The organism is Pseudomonas sp. UBA2684, from assembly GCA_002354655.1.
Classification (GTDB): Bacteria; Pseudomonadota; Gammaproteobacteria; order Pseudomonadales; family Pseudomonadaceae; genus Aquipseudomonas.
In genome coordinates this window covers 46,538-63,328 of record DELY01000035.1, presented here as the reverse complement: position 1 = coordinate 63,328, position 16,791 = coordinate 46,538, and the positions used below count along the sequence as shown (strand labels likewise).

16 protein-coding genes and 1 pseudogene are annotated in these 16,791 nt (G+C 63.1%); 9 read left to right on the top strand and 8 right to left on the bottom strand.

Features of this window, described 5'->3' with window-relative positions; translation table 11 throughout:
- Positions 1 to 81: 81 nt before the first annotated feature.
- On the bottom strand, positions 82 to 291 hold the full coding sequence (locus B3M58_RS11825; RefSeq protein WP_090498617.1) for a cold-shock protein: 210 nt from the start codon (positions 289 to 291) through the stop codon (positions 82 to 84).
- Between the two features lie 323 nt (positions 292 to 614).
- Between B3M58_RS11825 and dcd the strand changes: the two genes are divergently transcribed.
- Entirely contained in the window at positions 615 to 1,181 is a 567-nt protein-coding gene (gene dcd, locus B3M58_RS11820; protein ID WP_296219327.1) for a dCTP deaminase, read from the top strand.
- A gap of 185 nt (positions 1,182 to 1,366) precedes the next feature.
- Here the strand turns inward: dcd and B3M58_RS11815 are convergent, their stop codons facing one another.
- The 4 genes from B3M58_RS11815 to B3M58_RS11800 form a co-directional block, all read right to left on the bottom strand.
- The gene (locus tag B3M58_RS11815; RefSeq protein WP_414704078.1) at positions 1,367 to 3,904 is read right to left on the bottom strand and encodes a penicillin acylase family protein; all 2,538 of its coding nucleotides are present in this window, start codon (positions 3,902 to 3,904) and stop codon (positions 1,367 to 1,369) included.
- 161 nt (positions 3,905 to 4,065) lie between these two features.
- A complete protein-coding gene (locus B3M58_RS11810) occupies positions 4,066 to 4,530 on the bottom strand; it encodes a DUF2489 domain-containing protein (protein WP_296219325.1) in 465 nt (154 codons plus the stop codon).
- A gap of 7 nt (positions 4,531 to 4,537) precedes the next feature.
- Entirely contained in the window at positions 4,538 to 4,747 is a 210-nt protein-coding gene (locus B3M58_RS11805) for an SEC-C metal-binding domain-containing protein (RefSeq protein WP_296219324.1), read from the bottom strand.
- Positions 4,748 to 4,753: 6 nt separating this feature from the next.
- A complete protein-coding gene (locus tag B3M58_RS11800) occupies positions 4,754 to 5,251 on the bottom strand; it encodes an LEA type 2 family protein (RefSeq protein ID WP_296219323.1) in 498 nt (165 codons plus the stop codon).
- 112 nt (positions 5,252 to 5,363) lie between these two features.
- On the opposite strand from B3M58_RS11800, the gene B3M58_RS11795 reads away from it, so the two are divergent.
- Positions 5,364 to 5,921 carry a hypothetical protein gene (locus B3M58_RS11795; RefSeq protein WP_296219322.1) on the top strand — a complete coding sequence of 186 codons (558 nt, stop codon included), beginning with the start codon at positions 5,364 to 5,366 and terminating at the stop codon, positions 5,919 to 5,921.
- Positions 5,922 to 5,949: 28 nt separating this feature from the next.
- On the opposite strand, the gene B3M58_RS11790 is transcribed toward B3M58_RS11795, so the two are convergent.
- Positions 5,950 to 6,438 carry a YchJ family protein gene (locus tag B3M58_RS11790; RefSeq protein ID WP_296219321.1) on the bottom strand — a complete coding sequence of 163 codons (489 nt, stop codon included), beginning with the start codon at positions 6,436 to 6,438 and terminating at the stop codon, positions 5,950 to 5,952.
- A 4-nt stretch (positions 6,439 to 6,442) separates the two neighbouring features.
- Positions 6,443 to 6,940 carry a DUF6231 family protein gene (locus tag B3M58_RS11785; RefSeq protein ID WP_296219320.1) on the bottom strand — a complete coding sequence of 166 codons (498 nt, stop codon included), beginning with the start codon at positions 6,938 to 6,940 and terminating at the stop codon, positions 6,443 to 6,445.
- 430 nt (positions 6,941 to 7,370) lie between these two features.
- Here B3M58_RS11785 and B3M58_RS11780 point away from each other — a divergent pair.
- From B3M58_RS11780 to B3M58_RS11765, 4 genes and pseudogenes are all read left to right on the top strand, one after another.
- Positions 7,371 to 7,733 (top strand): annotated as a pseudogene (locus tag B3M58_RS11780) (OmpA family protein); the annotation flags it as partial.
- 299 nt (positions 7,734 to 8,032) lie between these two features.
- A complete protein-coding gene (locus B3M58_RS11775) occupies positions 8,033 to 8,767 on the top strand; it encodes an OmpA family protein (RefSeq protein WP_296219319.1) in 735 nt (244 codons plus the stop codon).
- 155 nt (positions 8,768 to 8,922) lie between these two features.
- Positions 8,923 to 9,222 carry a DUF1145 domain-containing protein gene (locus B3M58_RS11770; RefSeq protein ID WP_296219318.1) on the top strand — a complete coding sequence of 100 codons (300 nt, stop codon included), beginning with the start codon at positions 8,923 to 8,925 and terminating at the stop codon, positions 9,220 to 9,222.
- Positions 9,215 to 9,976: a collagen-like protein gene (locus tag B3M58_RS11765; protein ID WP_296219317.1), complete on the top strand. Its 762-nt coding sequence runs from the start codon at positions 9,215 to 9,217 to the stop codon at positions 9,974 to 9,976. The genes B3M58_RS11770 and B3M58_RS11765 overlap by 8 nt, the downstream gene beginning before the upstream one ends.
- A 225-nt stretch (positions 9,977 to 10,201) precedes the next feature.
- Here the strand turns inward: B3M58_RS11765 and B3M58_RS11760 are convergent, their stop codons facing one another.
- Positions 10,202 to 10,666, bottom strand: coding sequence for a CopD family protein (locus B3M58_RS11760; protein ID WP_296219316.1), 465 nt, complete (start codon positions 10,664 to 10,666; stop codon positions 10,202 to 10,204).
- A 151-nt stretch (positions 10,667 to 10,817) separates the two neighbouring features.
- Between B3M58_RS11760 and dinG the strand changes: the two genes are divergently transcribed.
- The 3 genes from dinG (at position 10,818) to B3M58_RS11745 (ending at position 16,735) form a co-directional block, all read left to right on the top strand.
- Positions 10,818 to 12,962 (top strand): ATP-dependent DNA helicase DinG, encoded by a 2,145-nt coding sequence (gene dinG / locus B3M58_RS11755; protein ID WP_296219315.1) that lies wholly within the window; start codon positions 10,818 to 10,820, stop codon positions 12,960 to 12,962.
- A 319-nt stretch (positions 12,963 to 13,281) separates the two neighbouring features.
- Positions 13,282 to 15,492: a beta-agarase gene (locus B3M58_RS11750; RefSeq protein ID WP_296219335.1), complete on the top strand. Its 2,211-nt coding sequence runs from the start codon at positions 13,282 to 13,284 to the stop codon at positions 15,490 to 15,492.
- A gap of 97 nt (positions 15,493 to 15,589) precedes the next feature.
- A complete protein-coding gene (locus B3M58_RS11745) occupies positions 15,590 to 16,735 on the top strand; it encodes a serine hydrolase domain-containing protein (protein WP_296219313.1) in 1,146 nt (381 codons plus the stop codon).
- The last annotated feature ends 56 nt before the right edge of the window (positions 16,736 to 16,791 follow it).

Below are 16,791 nucleotides of genomic sequence, written 5' to 3'. Positions count from 1 at the left end.
AAACCTTATTCAGGACGGGACAGCGCCCACAAAAAAGCCCCGCACATGGCGGGGCTCTTTTTGCAGCTAGGTTAGATCAGGTTATACAACCTGAACTTCCTCAGCCTGCATGCCTTTCTGACCACGGGTGGCCACGAAAGTAACTTGCTGGCCTTCTTTCAGGCTCTTGAAGCCATCGCTCTGGATAGCTTTGAAGTGTACAAACAGGTCGTCACCGGATTGCGGGGTGATGAAGCCGTAGCCTTTTTCATCGTTGAACCACTTAACGGTGCCATTCTGACGATTCGACATGTGATGTCTCCTAACAATATTAATAACAGCCCTGGAAAAACCCAGGCCGGGACTGAGTGCAACGAGTACTAGGAGTCGGACGATGTTTGGATCGAAATCTAGGCATCAAGTAGCGATTCGCGGTGACACATGCAGCACAGTGGGGGCACCATACGCGTTTTTAACGCTAAGCGCGAATGCTCTGTGCAGCTTTCTGTTATTTAGTGACTAGCGGAGTAATGGGCGCCTGCGCGGCAACGTCCGTCAACAGGCTTTGAACCGTACCGCCGGCCCCGGTAAGATGCGCTCACTTTTTCACCACCAGCTTATTCAGGACGCCTGCCATGAGCATCAAATCGGATAAATGGATTCGTCGCATGGCCCAAGAGCACGGCATGATCGAGCCTTTCGTCGAGCGCCAGGTACGCATGGAAGGCAGCGAGCGGCTGATCTCCTACGGTGTGTCCAGTTACGGCTATGACGTGCGTTGCGCCGACGAATTCAAGGTGTTCACCAACATCAATTCGGCCACCGTCGACCCGAAGAATTTCGATGAAAAAAGCTTCGTCGATGTCAAAAGCGATGTGTGCATCATTCCGCCGAACTCCTTCGCCCTGGCGCGCACCGTGGAGTTCTTCCGCATCCCCCGCGACGTGCTGACCATTTGCCTGGGCAAGAGCACCTACGCGCGTTGCGGCATCATCGTCAACGTCACCCCGCTGGAGCCGGAATGGGAAGGCCACGTGACTCTGGAATTCTCCAACACCACCACGCTGCCGGCGAAGATCTACGCCAACGAAGGTGTGGCGCAGATGCTGTTCCTGCAATCTGACGAGGCCTGTGAAGTGTCCTACAAGGATCGCGGCGGCAAGTACCAGGGCCAACTGGGAGTGACCCTGCCCAAGGCGTGAGTCGCGGGCAGTCGATCGATGAAGAAGGCCGGGCATTTGCCCGGCTTTTTTGTGCGCGAGGAGAATCCTGTGGGCAAAAGAAAGGGCGCTAGTAAGCGCCCTAAAAGTGATGATCTATGGAGTAAGTCCACTAGCTCTGAGCGGCGGGCCGGCGAATTGGTTCATCCGCGGCCGACGAACGGTCATCATTTCCCCGGCATCAGCAGCAGGCGCTTGTTGCCGTAGACCTTTTCCAGGTTCTGCGACTGGAACGGGAAGCTCATGTAGCGCCCCTTCAGCCAGGCGTCGATACCGTCGGCGTAGTGCGCGCTCGCCGGGTTGCCGGACTGCCCCGAGCTGTTCAGGCCGATCAGCGGTTCGTCGCGGCCGAAGTCGACGACGATGCGCATGGCCGGGATCAGCCAGGTATCGAAGTCCTGGCCCCAGTGGTAGGCCGAGACGTTCAAGGTGCTGTGGTCGCCGCCCGCCGGGTAGGGGCCGCGATCGAGGTAGCTCTTCAGTGAATTGATACCGGCACGCTGACTGGCGCTCATGTACTGCGCCAGTTGGGTGGTTTCGGTGACCCAGTGGTATTGATGCAGCTTGCCCCATTGCCAGGCTGTGCGGTCATTGCCCAGCTGGGTTTCGGCAAAGGTCACGGCCGCTGCCAGGCTGCGCGCCAGGATCGCCGGTTTGTCCTCTTTGTCGCTGGTGCGCACGTCGTCCCAGAATGGGCTGTCGTCGCGGCCGAGCAGGTGATCGGCCTGTGCCGAGTAGGAGCTGTTGGCGGTTTCCACCAGGGCTTTCCAGGCCGGGCTGGTGTCCGGGCCGAGTTCGTCGAGGAAGGTCTGTCGCGCGCTTTCATGTAGAAAGGCGCCGTACAGCGCGGCATCCGCCGAGGTGGCCGCGAGCTTGCCGTCGAAGGCCATCAGCCGACTCAAGGCTTCCCGCGCTTTGCCAGGTTGCGCCTCGGGCAATGCGTCGATGGCTTGTTGCAGTGATTCGGCCATGCCCGGCGCTTCGAACATGGCTTGCAGCTTGGCGACGAACGGCGAGGTCTGGTCGTACTGCATGGCGATCATGCTTTGCGTGTCGTGCTTGCCGCTGCCGGCCAGCTGCGCCAGGCGCTCATAGCGTTCTGGATAGAACCAGGAATTGGACAGCTGCATGCCATAGCCGCGCGGTACGGTGCGGTGGTTGGCGGTGCCCAGCCAGCCTTGCTGTGGGTCCTGGTCGTAGGGGTGCAGCATCGGGTCGGCGAAGCCGTCCCACTCGTAGCGGCTGTCCCAGCCTGGCGAGGGCAGCAGGCCGAGGCCTTCGCGACGATTGGGAAAACGCCCGGTGACCTGCCAGCCGATGTGCTGAGCGTCGGCAAAGACAATGTTCAGCGGCATGGCACGCACTTCGCGGGTGGCCTCGAAGGCCTGTTCCACCGATTGCGCGCGAGACAGGTCGAAGAACGCGTCGAGGGTTTTGTCCGCTTCGAATTGCGTGGTCTGCAAGGCCAGGCCGTAGCCGCTGCTGAGCTGCATGGGTTGCAGCATGTGCTTGCGTTCTCCCAGCACGGAGTTGAGCAGCGGGCCATGACGGGTTTCGTAGAGGGTTTCGCGAATCGGTCGCTGGCCCTTGATGAAGAAGGTTTCCTGGCGCTCCTGGGCGGCCAGCCATTTGCCATCGGCCTGGTAGTACAGGCGGCCGCCTTCGCGTTTGACCTTCTCCAGAAACAGGTCCTGGTTGTCGCCCATGACCATGGTCATGCCCCAGCCCAGTTTGCCGTTGAAACCGGCGACTATCGCCGGCACACCGGCAATCGAGACGCCGGCGGCCTGGAGTTTCGGCGAGCGGATATGCACGAAGTTCCAGGCAGAGGGCATCGACAGCGGTAGGTGGGTGTCGTTGGCCAGCAGGCTCTTGCCGCTACGGCTGCGCTGCGGGGCGATGGCCCAGTTGTTGGACGCGGCAACGCCCAGCATGTGGGCGTCGGCGAACTGGCTGGCAGCCTTGTTCACTGCGTCCAGGCCGGCGATTTGCCCGCGCAGAGCCAAGCCCTTGAGCTTGGCCGCCTCTTCGAAGGGCAGCGGTTCGTCCGGGTAGGTTGGCAGCAGCCAGGCGAGTTGCTCGCTGCCGACTTTCTGCTCCAGTACCAGGGCGGCGATCTCTTCTTGCAGGTTGACCGCCAGGCCAAAGTTCAGCAGGCAGAACACCAGCACCGAGTCTTCCGGTTTCCAGTAGGGCGGCCGGTAGCCGGACTCGGCGAGGTCCATCGGCAGTTTGTCGCGGTACTGGAACAGGTAGGCGTTGACGCCGCGGGCATACACCTCGAAGAAGCGTTTCAGGCGCGGCGAGGCTTCCTTATAGAGCACCTCGGCGCTTTTCTTCAGGTTGACCGCACGCATGAAGCGGTCCATTTCCAGCACGCCGGGGCCGGCCATTTCCGCCAGCCGGCCTTCGGCCATCAGACGCAGGCCGACCATCTGGCTGAGGCGGTCGCTGGCGTGCACGTAGCCGAGGGTGAACAGCGCGTCATGGAAGGTGGTGGTTTCGATCAGCGGCATGCCCAGGGCATTGCGCCGCACCACCACGCTCTGTGCCAGGCCCTGGACGCGGACAATGCCTTGGTCCGGGGGCACGCTGGCGCTGTAGCGGCTGTTGAGAAACGACTGGCAACCGCTGAGCGCCACGCCAGCGGTCAACACGGCGGCGAGGCTCAGAAGGGTCATGGGGCGAAACGCGCGCGCTAGCATGCGGGCTCCTTGCGAACGCAGGAAAATGACGGGTCGATGAATAAGTGCGCCGCCCAACAGCCTAGCAGCGTGAGCCCGTCGGTCAGCCAGTTTTTAAGCCTGGCGGCTGACCCGTTGGCCCGCGCGTAAGGTAGAGAGCGGCAGGGCGCCTGGCAAGAGGTTCAGGCGCGTTTGGGCAAGGCGTGCAGGCCTTCGTCGAGTAACCAGCGTGCGGCTGTACGGGCGGCCGCCTTGTGCTGTAACTCCAATTCGTTGAAGTGTTTCTCGTGCTGGCGCCGCGCCGCTTTATCCAGTGCCTGCCAATCGGCATGGGTCGGCACGTGGGCGGTGGCTTCGAACAGTTGATGAAACACCAGGCAGTGCTGGTCTTGGCTCAGCACGCTGTCGTAGTTGTCGAGCAGCACCTTGATGCGGATCGCGCCTTCGATCAACGGCAACTGACCGTCGAGCAGGCTGCCGGCGAGGAGTTGCAAGTCGCCGCCCAAGCGCGTGCGGCGTTCCAGGGCTACCTGGGCATGATCGCGCTGTTGCGCCCAGACACGGCGCCAGAGCTGCAAGGCGTATAGCGCAAGCGCTACCACCAGCACGCCGCCGATCAGCAGGAAAAACACATTGAGGTTACTCATCGGCGCGTCAGGCGCCGTGGCATTTCTTGAATTTCTTTTGGCTGCCGCATGGGCACGGGTCGTTGCGGCCCACATCCTTCAGGGCGTTACGCACTGGCTCCTGATGGTCATGGTTGCAATGTGGGCCGTGCACGTGACCGTGGTCATGATCATGTTGGTGATCGTGATCGTGATCGTGGTTGCAGTCGGGGCCATGGACGTGGGGTTGCTGGGTCATGCGAGGTTACTCCGGGATGAAATCGCCGGGAATTATCTCGCCATTGCGCGACATGTGCACGCTGCGTCCGAACAACAAGCCGGTTTTTACTTCGCCGACCAGGCGATAGCGGATCGGCTCTTCGGGTTTTTCCAGCAATTTGACGATTTGCCGCACGTGCCGCCAGAGGTTGGTGCGCACTGGCACATCGAATTCGTGGTGGCCATGGGCGGGTACGGTGAACCACGCATCGGACTCGCCCTCGGCCAGTTTCACCTCGTTGAGGTGGACCACGTAGTCGAGGCCGCGTACCGGCAGGCTCATGTCGTTGGGGTTGTCGATGCGAAAGCGCAGGACGAAGCGCTGCTCGAGCAGCTTGGCCTTGATCACATTGACTTTAATCAGGCGGACGTCGGGGTCTTCAAAACCACCCGTCATCCAGGTGGAACATCCGCTGAGGCCTGAAAGCAGACCCAAAAACATCAATAGGCTGAGAATTCTTATCGTTTGCGCCTGAGAAACCATTTCATACTCCGAAGGACGCCCCAGTGTAACAAGCAACTGCTTGGCTGCAACGTGTTGTGAGCGGAAAAAAACCTGCGCCATACTGAGCATCGATTAGGACAGGAGTGTGACCATGGCTAGTTACGAGATCGCCTTTGCCGGGCAATTGGTGCCGGGTGCCCAGTTGGAGCTGGTCAAGACTAACCTGGCCAAGTTGTTCCAGGCCGACGCTCAGCGTATTGCCCTGCTGTTCTCTGGGCGGCGCATCGTGATCAAGAACAACCTGGATGCGGCCGGTGCGGAAAAATACCGCGCGACCCTGGAGCGGGCAGGGGCCTTGGTCGAGGTGCAGGCGATGGTGCAGGCGGTTGAGGACATTGCATTGGCACCGCCGCCCGCTGCGCCACCAGCACCTGAGCTGAGGCCCGCAGCACCTGCCGATAGCGCGCGTGGTCGTTTGCATGTCGCACCGCGCGATGAGTACATGGCGGCCTTTGCCGCGGTGGATGCCCCGGATTTCGGCATCGCTCCGCTCGGTGACGATTTGCAGGACGACAAGCCCGCGCCGCAAGCGCCGCCGCTGGATCTCTCGCAGTTCAGCCTGGCCCCGGCCGGCAGCGACATGGGCCAGGAGAAAGCCGCCCCCGCTGGCCCCGCACCGGACATCTCGCACCTGAAATTGCAGGAATAATCGGTCTTCAGGCCTGCTTCGGAAGGCCTCAAACAAATCCCGCGCAGCACTTCTTGAACTTTTGCCCGCTGCCGCAGGGGCAGGGATCGTTGCGGCCGCTGTGCATGGCCACCGTGGGGTCGATGAAGTACCAGCGCGTGTCGTGCTGGACGAAGGCAGAGCGTTCGCGGTGAGCATGTTCGCCGCTGGCATCGTGCCAGCGGGCGGTAAACGTCACGAATGCGTGTTCGGGTTGCCCGCCGAGCAGTTCGCTGCTTTCTACCTCCAGGCCCCGCCAACTGCTCTGCGCGCTCCAGGCGCCGATCGCTGCGCGATCCAGGCCGGCTTGTTGCGCCGGTAGAGTGGTGGCCAGCAAGTAATCGATCAGGCCCAGCACATAGGCGCTGTAGCGCGAGCGCATCAGGCTTTCCGCGCTGGGTGCCGGGATGCCGGCGTGATAACGCCCGCAGCATGCGTGCAGCGGGTTGCCGCTGGCGCACGGGCAGCTTGGTGGCGCGTCGTGATTAGCTGCGCTCATTTCATCACCACCAGTACTTCCCGAACATCTCCGGGTTGGCCCAGAACTTGGCGTTGAGCCAGTCCGGCACCTGTTTGTAGTCGAGCAGGTCGTAGGTGAACAGGCTGAGGGTCTGTTCGCCGCGCTGGAAACGCTCGTTGACTTGCAGGGCCAGGGCGAAGAAATCGGTGTCTTGCCAGGCGCAGGCTTGTAGGTCGACCAGCACGGCCATGCGGCTGGCATTGAGGTTGCGGATGCCGCCCAGCAACTCCAGCCCGCTGCGTTTAGGCAGGTGTTCGAGGCAGTCGACCACCAGGGCGAGGTCGAAGCGCTGTGCCGCCAGCTCTGCTGGCAGCGCGCCAGCCGGGGCGTGGGCAATCTGGCAATCGCTATGCACCGCCTGGAATGCGCCGAGCGCCGGCAGTTCGCTGGCGCCGATCAGCAGCAGGCGTTTGGGGGCATAACGTTCGAGTAATGCGGCCAAGGCTTGCTGGGGGGTACGGGAAGACAGGCGTTCAATCATCGAAAATCCTCGATCAGGGCAGAAAAGACTAACGCGCTGCTGCGAGATGGCCTAGAACGGATCGTTATGCTCGCGCGTTTCAATCTGCTCTGGCGAATTCTACAACTGCCGTCTTTACTCCATAAGTATCGGTTTTGGGCCGATGACTACAGGAGACTTGTATATGAGCATCACAAGGAAAGCGGTACCCCTGATTCTGGCCAGCAGTTTTTTAACCGGTTGTGCCGGTTTGCAGAAGACCGACTGGCCGATGTGTGCAGCAGTTGGGGGCGTAGGCGGTGCGGCATTGGGCGCGATTGAAAGCTCAACGTGGGCGGGCGGCGGTGCCTTGGTGGGTGCCGGTATGGCAGCCGCGTATTGCTGGGTACATGGCGCCGGTCAGGAAGAAGTAGTGATGGTCGAGGAAGTCGTCGTCGAAGAGACGGTTGCCCCGGAACCGGCCGAAGCGGTACGTGTCGAGTTGGACGTGAAGTTCGATTTCGACAAAGCCCAAGTCAAAGAAGAAAGCTATGGCGACATCAAGAACCTGGCGGACTTCATGAAGCAATACCCGCAAACCACCACCGTGGTTGAAGGTCACACCGACTCCGTGGGCAGCGATGCCTACAACCAAGGTTTGTCCGAGCGGCGTGCCAGCGCCGTGCGCGATGTATTGGTCAACCAGTACGGCGTGGGTGGCGATCGCGTCAATGCGGCGGGTTATGGCGAAACTCAGCCGGTTGCCGACAACGCAACCGACGCAGGGCGTGCAATCAACCGCCGGGTAGAGGCGGAAGTCGAAGCGCGGCCTTAGCAGGCCGTTGAAAAAAAAACGTTGGCGCGGCAGGCAAGACAAGGCAAAAACAGGCGAGGAAGCGGAGTTTACGGGTTGTAAGTGAGCATTCCGACTGGGCTCGCATCCGAGCCTGTTTTTAACGCAGTAGCCAACGCAGGTAGTGTTTCAACAACCTGTTAAAGCAGTTTCTGCTCGAGCAACGCCAACAGTGGCCCCGGTCCGCGTAAGCAGGCCGGGGCCATTGCTTGTATAGCCTGAGTGGCGGGTCTTAACTCCTGATTGACCGGTAAACGCCGGTGACGCAGGAGATACCTACCATGAGCGTTCGATGCTTAAGGGTGGTCTTACCCGTTCTCTTGGTCAGCAGTGTTCTTTCTGGTTGCGCGACGACTTCCAGTATGGGAGATGCGCCGCTTAACCAGGTGAACTGGCCCCTGTGCAGTGCGATTGGTGGTCTGGCCGGCGGTGGCCTGGGCGCTATCGAAAGCTCGGCCTGGGCAGCCGGCGGTGCCGTAGCCGGTGCGGTGATCGGCGGCCTGATGTGTTATGCCCAAGATGGTGATGCGGACGGCGACGGAGTATTCGATCGCCGTGATCGTTGTCCGAACACGCCCGCCAATACCTGGGTGCACCATGATGGTTGCCCGCTCAGGACGTACCCCGCAAGTGACATAGCGCCCACACCCGCTCCGGTGGTTGCGGACGAAGTGATCGTGCTCAGCGACCTGGGCAATGTGCTGTTTGCCTTCGATTCAGCCGAGCTGACTGCGCCAGCCGAGACGTTGTTGGTCGAGATCGGCAAGCGCCTGGTCACGTCTAGCGCGGTTGGCATCAACGTGACCGGTCACACCGATAGCGTGGGCGCGGATGCCTACAACCAAGGTCTTTCCGAGCGACGCGCGAAAAGTGTCGCGGACTTTCTGCTGCGCCAGGGTATTGCCGCAAGCAAGCTGAGCACGGAAGGGTTTGGGGAAAGTCGGCCGATGGTGGATAACGCAACTGATGCCGGGCGGGCGCAGAATCGCCGGGTTGAGTTGCATGTCGATCGTTAGCGGCTGTTGATGTTTCGTGGCGCAGGCCCGCATCGCGTCACCGCGCGAGCAGGGAAAAACGGGGGCCTTTGCGCCCCCACAGTTTTTCCGGCGGCTGGCCTCACTCCCCCTAAGCAGTTAAGGTGCGGCAAAACAAAAATCGGCAAGGGGCGGACATGAAAACGTTGCTGGGGTTGGGGAAGGCGCTGACGGCGCTGTTTTGGGGTGTCGTGTTGGCCAATCTGTTGAGCCCGTTCGCGCAGCCGTTCGCACTGCTGCTGCACGTGGCAGGTGCGTTGATTCTGCTGATCCACGGGCTGGAATTACTGCTGTTCAATGCCCGCCTGAGCGAGCGTGGGCAGCCGGCGCGGGAGCGTGTGCAGGTCATGCTGTTCGGCATTTTTCACTTGCTGGGCCTGCCGCAACCGCAGGCGCAATCACTGAGCGTCGCGCCGCTGGAGGTTGAGCATGCGTAATCTGCTGTTGCTGGCTGCGCTGGGCAGTCCTGTGGCGCTGGCGCAAGCGATAATCGAAGTCGAATCGCATACGTTGCTGCGATTGCCGGCGACTACCAGCGTGCTGCTGGTCGAGCGCCTGGAAATTGCCGACCACGGCACGTTGTTGATTCCCGCTGGGTTGACCGACATTCGTATTGCCGAGCTGCGCCTGGGGCGTGAGGCGCGTATCGCCATTGCTCCCAGCGAGCAGGCCCTACGCCTAGACGTTGCGGCGGGTGAGATCGCGCCTGGCGCGCAGATCACCGCACGTGGTGCGCCGGGCTCGGTAAGCACGCCAGCGTTGCCGGGGCGCACCCTGAGCATTCGTCTGGAGCGCGTGGTGACACAAACCTTGCTGGTCGATGTCCGTGGCGGCAGGGGCGTGCCCGGTTACGCGGGGCTGGATGGCGCGGATGGCAAAGCTGGCGGTTGTACCTGGGGCCAGGCCAGTCGCGGCCACGATGGTCAGGGCGGCGGCGATGGGCATGCAGGCGCGGCTGGCGGCCAGGTGCGTCTGGAAGTGCCAGCAGACTTTCCGGTCGACGGCGTGCAGGTGCATTTGGCCGGCGGTGCCGGCGGTGCAGCCGGTAGCGGTGGCAACGCCGGTGTCGGCGGTGCGAGCACCGGCTGCTGGCTCTACAGCGTCGACGGTGCGCGTGATGGCCGGCCAGGTCTGGCCGGGCAGCCGGGTGCCGTCGGTGCTGCGGGCGAGCTGAATGTGGTGCGTTTCTAGCAGGCTGTTGAACATGTAGGCGAGGTAAACACAGGCGAGAAACGCAGCGTAGCGGAGTAACAGCCCATGGCTGGCCCGCAGGGTGAGCGCAGCGAATCAAGTGGAGTTAATGAGCATTTTTAGCCTGTTTTTAACGACGCATCGGCAACGTAGGTAGTTTTTCAGTGGCTGTGCTAGAGCGATTGTTGCGCCACTACCTACGTGCCTCGCGCTCCGGCCGCCGCTTCAGAGGCTCGGGCGGGCGGCGGCAATGCTTACCAGAAACAAGCCCAGCAGCAGGTTGATCCCCACCAGGCGGCGAATCCGTCCCAGTACGGCGCCGCCATTCGGCCAGTCTTCGGCCGCTACCGCGCGGCGCAATTCCGGTAATTGCAGGGCTTGTACGCGGATAAACAGCGCCAGCATGGCAATGTACAGGCCCATCATGATGTGCACGTAGCGCGGGGCGCTTTCAAAGCCGGCAAAGCGCTGGTGCAGCATGCCCACGCCGGTAATCGGCAGCACCAGCACGGCGGCCCACACCCAATAGAAGAAGCGCTGGAACACCTCGATCCACAGTTTCAGCCGTGCCGGCGCGTCCAGCGCGCTGACGGCCGCCGGTCTGAGAATCATCCAGGCGAAGAACATGCCGCCGACCCAGACGAGTGCGGCGAGCAGGTGCAGGGCGTAAGTCATGGCGTAAGGGGTCATGCAGGTACTCCAGTCAGGTAGCGGCGCGGCACTGCTGCGGGCATACGCTCGCGGCGGGTACGCGGTTCTGCGCGGGATCGATTAGCGCGCTATGATAGCGGCCGTTTGCAAACACTGAAAATTTATCCAGCCTTTTTGCGCCCAGATCACCATGCTCAGTACCGAACTCAAGTCCCAGATCCAGGGCGCCTACTCCCGTTTTCTCGACGCCAAGGGGCTCAAACCGCGCTATGGTCAGCGGCTGATGATCGCCGAGATCGCCAAGGTGCTGGGGGCAATCGAGACCGACGATGAAGGCAAGCGCGCGGGCGAACCCGCGGTGGTGGCGGTCGAGGCTGGCACCGGCACCGGCAAGACCGTGGCCTACAGCTTGGCGGCGATTCCCACGGCGAAGGCGGCCGGCAAACGCTTGGTCATCGCCACGGCGACGGTGGCGCTGCAAGAGCAGATCGTGCACAAGGACCTGCCGGACTTGATGCGCAACAGCGGCTTGAATTTCACGTTCGCCCTGGCCAAGGGCCGTGGCCGCTACCTGTGCCTGTCCAAACTCGACCTGTTGTTGCAGGAAGGCCAGGCGCACAGCGCCACCGCGCAGCTGTTCGAGGAGGAAGGCTTCAAGATCGACGTGGATGAGCAGAGCCAGAAGCTGTTTACCGCGATGATCGAAAAGCTCGCCGGCAACAAGTGGGACGGCGACCGCGACAGCTGGCCCGAAGAGTTGGAAGACACCCGCTGGTCGCAGCTGACCACCGACCACAGCCAGTGCACCAACCGGCACTGCCCGAACTTCCAGCAGTGCGCGTTCTACAAGGCGCGCGAAGGCATGGGCAAGGTCGATGTGATCGTCACCAACCACGATATGGTGCTGGCCGACCTGGCCTTGGGCGGCGGTGCGGTGCTGCCCGACCCACGCGAAACCCTCTATGTATTCGACGAAGGCCATCACCTGCCGGACAAGGCGATTGGTCACTTCGCCCATTTCACCCGCCTGCGTTCGACCGCCGACTGGTTGGAGCAGACGGCGAAGAACCTCAGCAAGTTGCTGGCCCAGCACCCGTTGCCGGGTGACCTGGGGCGCTTGATCGAACAGGTGCCTGAACTGGCGCGCGAGATCAAAACCCAGCAGCAGTTCATGTTCAACGCCTGCGAGCAGGTGGCCGAGTTCAAGCCTGGTGAAGACATGCAAGGGCGCGAGCGCCCACGTCACCGCTTTATCGGAGGCGTGGTTCCGCCCCATCTGGGCGAACTGGGGGTGGAGCTGAAAAAAGGTTTCAGCAAACTCACCGACCTGTTCACCGGGGTCACCGAAAAGCTTAAAGAAGCGATGGACGGCGAGGCCACCATCGGCATCGCCAGCCACCAGGCCGAGGAGTGGTACCCGCTGTTCGGCAGCCTGTTGGCGCGTGCTCAAGGCAACTGGGAACTGTGGTTGGCGTTTACCGCGGAAGACCCCGAGTCGAGCCCGCCGATGGCGCGCTGGCTGAGCTTGGCCGAGAGCGGCGCGCTGTTCGATATCGAAGTCAATGCCAGCCCGATCCTGGCGGCCGAGACCCTGCGCCGCAACCTGTGGAATGTCGCCTACGGCGCCTTGGTGACGTCGGCGACCCTGACGGCGCTGGGTACCTTCGACCGCTATCGGATGCGCGCCGGCCTGCCCAAAGTAGCCGTGACCACCGTGGTGCCGAGCCCGTTCCACCATGCCGACGCCGGCGTGCTGCGGGTGCCCGATCTCAAGGCCGACCCGCGCGATGCGGTGGTCCACACCGCCGCGATCATTCGCGACCTGCCGGGCCTGGTGGAAGGCTCGCGCGGTACGCTGGTGCTGTTTTCCTCGCGCAAACAGATGCAGGACGTGTTCGAGGGATTGGAGCGCGACTGGCGCAAGCGCGTGTTTATCCAGGGCAACCTGTCCAAGCAGGAAACCCTGAACAAGCACAAGGCGCGGGTCGACAGCGGCGAGGAAAGCGTGTTGTTCGGCCTGGCCAGTTTTGCCGAAGGCGTCGATTTGCCGGGCGCTTACTGCGAGCACGTGGTCATCGCCAAGATCCCCTTCGCCGTGCCGGACGATCCGGTGGAGGCGGCGCTGGCCGAGTGGATCGAAGCGCGTGGCGGCAATCCGTTTATGGAAATCGCCGTGCCGGATGCCTCGCTACGGCTGGTGCAGGCCTGTGGGCGGCTGCTGCGCACCGAAGAGGATCGCGGCATCATCACCTTGCTGGATCGGCGCGTGGTGACGCAGCGTTACGGCAAGGCGATCCTCAATGCGCTGCCACCGTTTCGCCGCGAGATCAGCTAGCCACAGCCGTTTGCCCAGCAGCGGGAACCCAGTGACGCAGGAACGCGTCAGAACCCAGGCGTTTGCCGCGTCCGTCCTGGCGGTCGTTGCGGCGGCGCTTGCCGGGGCGCACGCGCTTTGCCGCGCGTCGGGTAACCGGCGCACTATTGCGCGGGCCATGGACGGGCGTGTTTTTTCTGCTCCGAGCGATGCCGCTCGTGGGTGCTCGATCAATGTTGCGAATGGGGGAGAGTGGTTCGTGAAGGTGAATGTCAGGCTGCAAGCCAATCGACTGAGTGGAGCCCTGCTGGCGGCGCTGCTCGGCTGTTCCGCCGTCGCGATGGCTGAGGATAAGCAGGTGCTGTTCAACTTCGTGCGTCCTCTGGACGCCGTGCAGGTGACCACCCAGGATGCGGTGCTGCCCAGCGTCACCGCCGAGCCCACGCCGGAAGGCGAGATCTTGCGGCGCGTCACTTTCAACCCTGCCGAGCAACCGAGCCTGCGCCTCGCACCGCAGAGCGGCAGCTGGGATTGGTCGCAGCAAGGCGCCATGAGCCTGCGTCTGCAAAGTGCGATGGATTGGGCGCTGACCCTCGATGTGCAGATCGACAGTGCCGACGGCAAACGTCTGAAAACCCGCATCGCCCTGCCGGCCGGACCGGCGCAGACCCTGTTGGTACCGTTGCAGGCCACCTCGCCACGCGACCAGGGCATGCGCGCCGGTGTGCCCATGCCCTGGAACCACAAGGGGCGCCGCTTGCTGCTGGCCGAAACCGTGAGCGGCGAGCTGAACCTCGCACAAGTCACCGCGGTAACCCTGTCGCTGCCCCAGCCGCAGGCGGCGCAGAGTATTCTGCTCGGCCGTTTTGGCGTGCGCAGCGATGCCGAGCGTACCGCCGCCTACCAGGGCATTGTCGATGCCTACGGCCAGTACAGCCGGGGCGATTGGCCGGAGAAAGTCAAAAACGACGAGCGCCTGACACAGGCCGCCGCGCAAGAGCAGCAGCAACTGCAACGCTGGCTGAGCGAGCGCCCGCAGCAGGATGCGTTCGGCGGTTGGCTGGGTGGGCAGCGTTTCGAGGCCAGTGGTTTCTTTCGCACCGAGAAGCGCGACGACCGTTGGTTCCTGGTCACGCCCGAGGGCAATCCCTTCTATTCCCTGGGCGTCAACACGGTCACCGCGCAGCAGAGCCGCACCTATGTCGAAGGCCGCGAGGCGATGTTCAGCGCGCTGCCGCAGCCCGGCGAAGCCCTGGCCGAACATTTCGGCAGCAGCGACAACCGCAGCGATACAGGGGCAAATAAAGGCCGTGCGTTCGCCAACGGCCGCTGGTTCGATTTCTACGGCGCCAACCTTGAGCGCACCTATGGCCAGGCTGCCGATCCGGCGCGTTGGCGCGCGCACAGCCAGGACCGTTTACAGGCCTGGGGTTTCAATACCCTGGGCAATTGGAGCGAGCCGGCGTTCGCGGACGATGCGCGGATGCCCTACAGCATTCCGCTGTCGATTCATGGCGACTACGCCACCATCAGTACCGGTCTCGACTGGTGGGGCGGCATGCCCGACCCGTTCGACCCGCGTTTCGCCATGGCTGCCGAGCGCGCGATTGCCATCGCCTCGCGCGATCACCGCGACGACCCATGGCTGCTCGGCTACTTCGCCGATAACGAGCTGGCTTGGGCCGGGCCGGCGGACGATCCGCCGGCGCGCTATGCCTTGGCCTATGCCACGCTACGGCTGACCACCGACGTGCCGGCCAAACGTGCGTTCCTCAAGCAGTTGCGCGACAAGTACCGCAACCAGAATGGGCTGTCCCGCGCGTGGGGGATCAAGCTCGAAGCCTGGGAGCTAATGGAAGATCCTGGGTTCCAGGCGCCGCCGCCCAGCGCCGAGTTCCCGGCCATCGAAAAGGACATGCAGCGGTTTCTGCGTTTGTATGCCGACACCTATTTCAAGACCATCGCCGATTCGCTGAACTGGCATGCGCCGAACCATCTGTTGCTGGGTGGCCGCTTCGCCAGCAGCATCCCCGAGGCGGTGAGTGCCTGCGCCGAGTTCTGCGATGTGCTGAGTTTCAACTTCTATACCCGCGAGCCGCAGCACGGCTATGACTTCGCCGCCCTGCGTAAGCTCGATAAACCCTTGCTGGTCACCGAGTTCCACTTCGGTTCGCGCGATCGCGGGCCGTTCTGGGGCGGCGTCGCCGAGGTGTACAAGGAAGAAGAGCGCGGCCCGGCCTATGCGCACTTCCTGACGAAAGCGCTGGAGGAGCCGCAGGTCGTCGGCGTGCACTGGTTCCAGTACCTCGATCAGCCCGTCACCGGGCGCCTGCTCGACGGCGAGAATGGTCACCTCGGTCTGGTGGCGATCACCGACCGGCCCTGGGACGGCTTCGTCAGCGCGGTGCGCAAGGCCAACCTGGGCGTTGTCAAGCGTCTGCTCAAGCCTGCCGCCGCGTCGCCGGTGCCGCCTGGTGCAGCGCAACCGGAGGTCGCGATAAGCGCGGCTCAACCCGCGGCACCGCTTGCCGCCGATACGCCAGCGCCCTGATCGATTCGTTGTCTGCGTCCGCTGAGCCGCGAGCCAGGCTCACCGCGCACGTCAGGGGCTGTAACCATTCGCGCAGTATTTTCAGAGGAGCAGAGCGGTGCAGATACAGGGCTATTTCGACCTCAAGTTCGAGGCGTTGAAAGAGGCGTTCGCCGCGTTATTCGATGACCCGCAAGAGCGCGGCATGGCGCTGTGCGTGCAGGTCGGCGGCGAGACCGTGCTGGATGTCTGGGCCGGCACGGCCGATAAGGATGGCCAGCAGGCCTGGCAGAGCGACACCATCCTCAACCTGTTTTCCTGCACCAAGACCTTCACCGCCGTGACCGCCTTGCAACTGGTCGGCGAGGGCAAGCTCGAACTGGACGCCCCGGTCGCCCGCTACTGGCCGGAGTTCGCCGCGGCCGGCAAGGAAAAAATCACCCTGCGCCACCTGCTCTGCCACCAGGCCGGGTTGCCGGCGTTGCGCGAGATGCTGCCGGCCGAGGCGCTGTATGACTGGTCGGCGATGACCCGCGCGCTGGCCGCCGAGCAGCCCTGGTGGGCATTGGGCGAGGGCCATGGTTATGCGCCGATCACCTACGGCTGGCTGGTTGGCGAAGTGCTGCGACGGGTCGAGGGACGGGGGCCGGGCGAGTCCATTGTGGCGCGCACGGCTCAACCGTTGGGGCTGGATTTCCATGTCGGCCTGGCCGATGCAGAGTTCGAGCGGGTCGCGCTGATCTCCCGCGGCAAGGGCAACTTCGGCGACGCCGCCGCACAGCGCCTGCTCAAGACCATGATGAGCGAACCGACCGCCATGAGCACGCGGGCCTTCACCAACCCGCCGTCGATCATGACCAGCACCAACAAGCCGGAGTGGCGGCGTATGCAGCAGCCGGCGGCCAATGGCCATGGCAATGCGCGCAGCCTGGCCGGCTTCTACAGCGGCCTGCTCGATGGCCGCTTGCTGGAAAGCGAGTTGCTCGCCGAGTTGACCCGCGAGCACTGCGTGGGCGACGACAAGACCCTGCTGACCCGCACGCGTTTCGGTTTGGGCTGCATGCTCGACCAGCCCGAGGTGGGCAACGCCACCTACGGCATGGGCCCGCGGGCGTTCGGTCACCCCGGCGCCGGCGGCTCCATCGGCTTCGCCGACCCGCAGCGCGATGTGGCCTTTGGCTTCGTTACCAATAACCTGGGACCGTTCGTCTTAATGGACCCACGTGCGCAACAACTTGCGCGCGTGTTGGCTGATTGTTTGTAGGAAGCTCGGCTAAACTCCGGGCGCACTGTGCTTGCTCTACGTGTTCGTGCTGGCCT

What these genes read in the sequence shown, in the direction of transcription:
- B3M58_RS11825 (WP_090498617.1), bottom strand. Translation starts at nt 291, where the DNA reads ATGTCGAATCGTCAGAATGGCACCGTTAAGTGGTTCAACGATGAAAAA.
- dcd (WP_296219327.1), top strand. Translation starts at nt 615, where the DNA reads ATGAGCATCAAATCGGATAAATGGATTCGTCGCATGGCCCAAGAGCAC.
- B3M58_RS11815 (WP_414704078.1), bottom strand. Translation starts at nt 3,904, where the DNA reads ATGCTAGCGCGCGCGTTTCGCCCCATGACCCTTCTGAGCCTCGCCGCC.
- B3M58_RS11810 (WP_296219325.1), bottom strand. Translation starts at nt 4,530, where the DNA reads ATGAGTAACCTCAATGTGTTTTTCCTGCTGATCGGCGGCGTGCTGGTG.
- B3M58_RS11805 (WP_296219324.1), bottom strand. Translation starts at nt 4,747, where the DNA reads ATGACCCAGCAACCCCACGTCCATGGCCCCGACTGCAACCACGATCAC.
- B3M58_RS11800 (WP_296219323.1), bottom strand. Translation starts at nt 5,251, where the DNA reads ATGGTTTCTCAGGCGCAAACGATAAGAATTCTCAGCCTATTGATGTTT.
- B3M58_RS11795 (WP_296219322.1), top strand. Translation starts at nt 5,364, where the DNA reads ATGGCTAGTTACGAGATCGCCTTTGCCGGGCAATTGGTGCCGGGTGCC.
- B3M58_RS11790 (WP_296219321.1), bottom strand. Translation starts at nt 6,438, where the DNA reads ATGAGCGCAGCTAATCACGACGCGCCACCAAGCTGCCCGTGCGCCAGC.
- B3M58_RS11785 (WP_296219320.1), bottom strand. Translation starts at nt 6,940, where the DNA reads ATGATTGAACGCCTGTCTTCCCGTACCCCCCAGCAAGCCTTGGCCGCA.
- B3M58_RS11775 (WP_296219319.1), top strand. Translation starts at nt 8,033, where the DNA reads ATGAGCGTTCGATGCTTAAGGGTGGTCTTACCCGTTCTCTTGGTCAGC.
- B3M58_RS11770 (WP_296219318.1), top strand. Translation starts at nt 8,923, where the DNA reads ATGAAAACGTTGCTGGGGTTGGGGAAGGCGCTGACGGCGCTGTTTTGG.
- B3M58_RS11765 (WP_296219317.1), top strand. Translation starts at nt 9,215, where the DNA reads ATGCGTAATCTGCTGTTGCTGGCTGCGCTGGGCAGTCCTGTGGCGCTG.
- B3M58_RS11760 (WP_296219316.1), bottom strand. Translation starts at nt 10,666, where the DNA reads ATGACCCCTTACGCCATGACTTACGCCCTGCACCTGCTCGCCGCACTC.
- dinG (WP_296219315.1), top strand. Translation starts at nt 10,818, where the DNA reads ATGCTCAGTACCGAACTCAAGTCCCAGATCCAGGGCGCCTACTCCCGT.
- B3M58_RS11750 (WP_296219335.1), top strand. Translation starts at nt 13,282, where the DNA reads ATGGCTGAGGATAAGCAGGTGCTGTTCAACTTCGTGCGTCCTCTGGAC.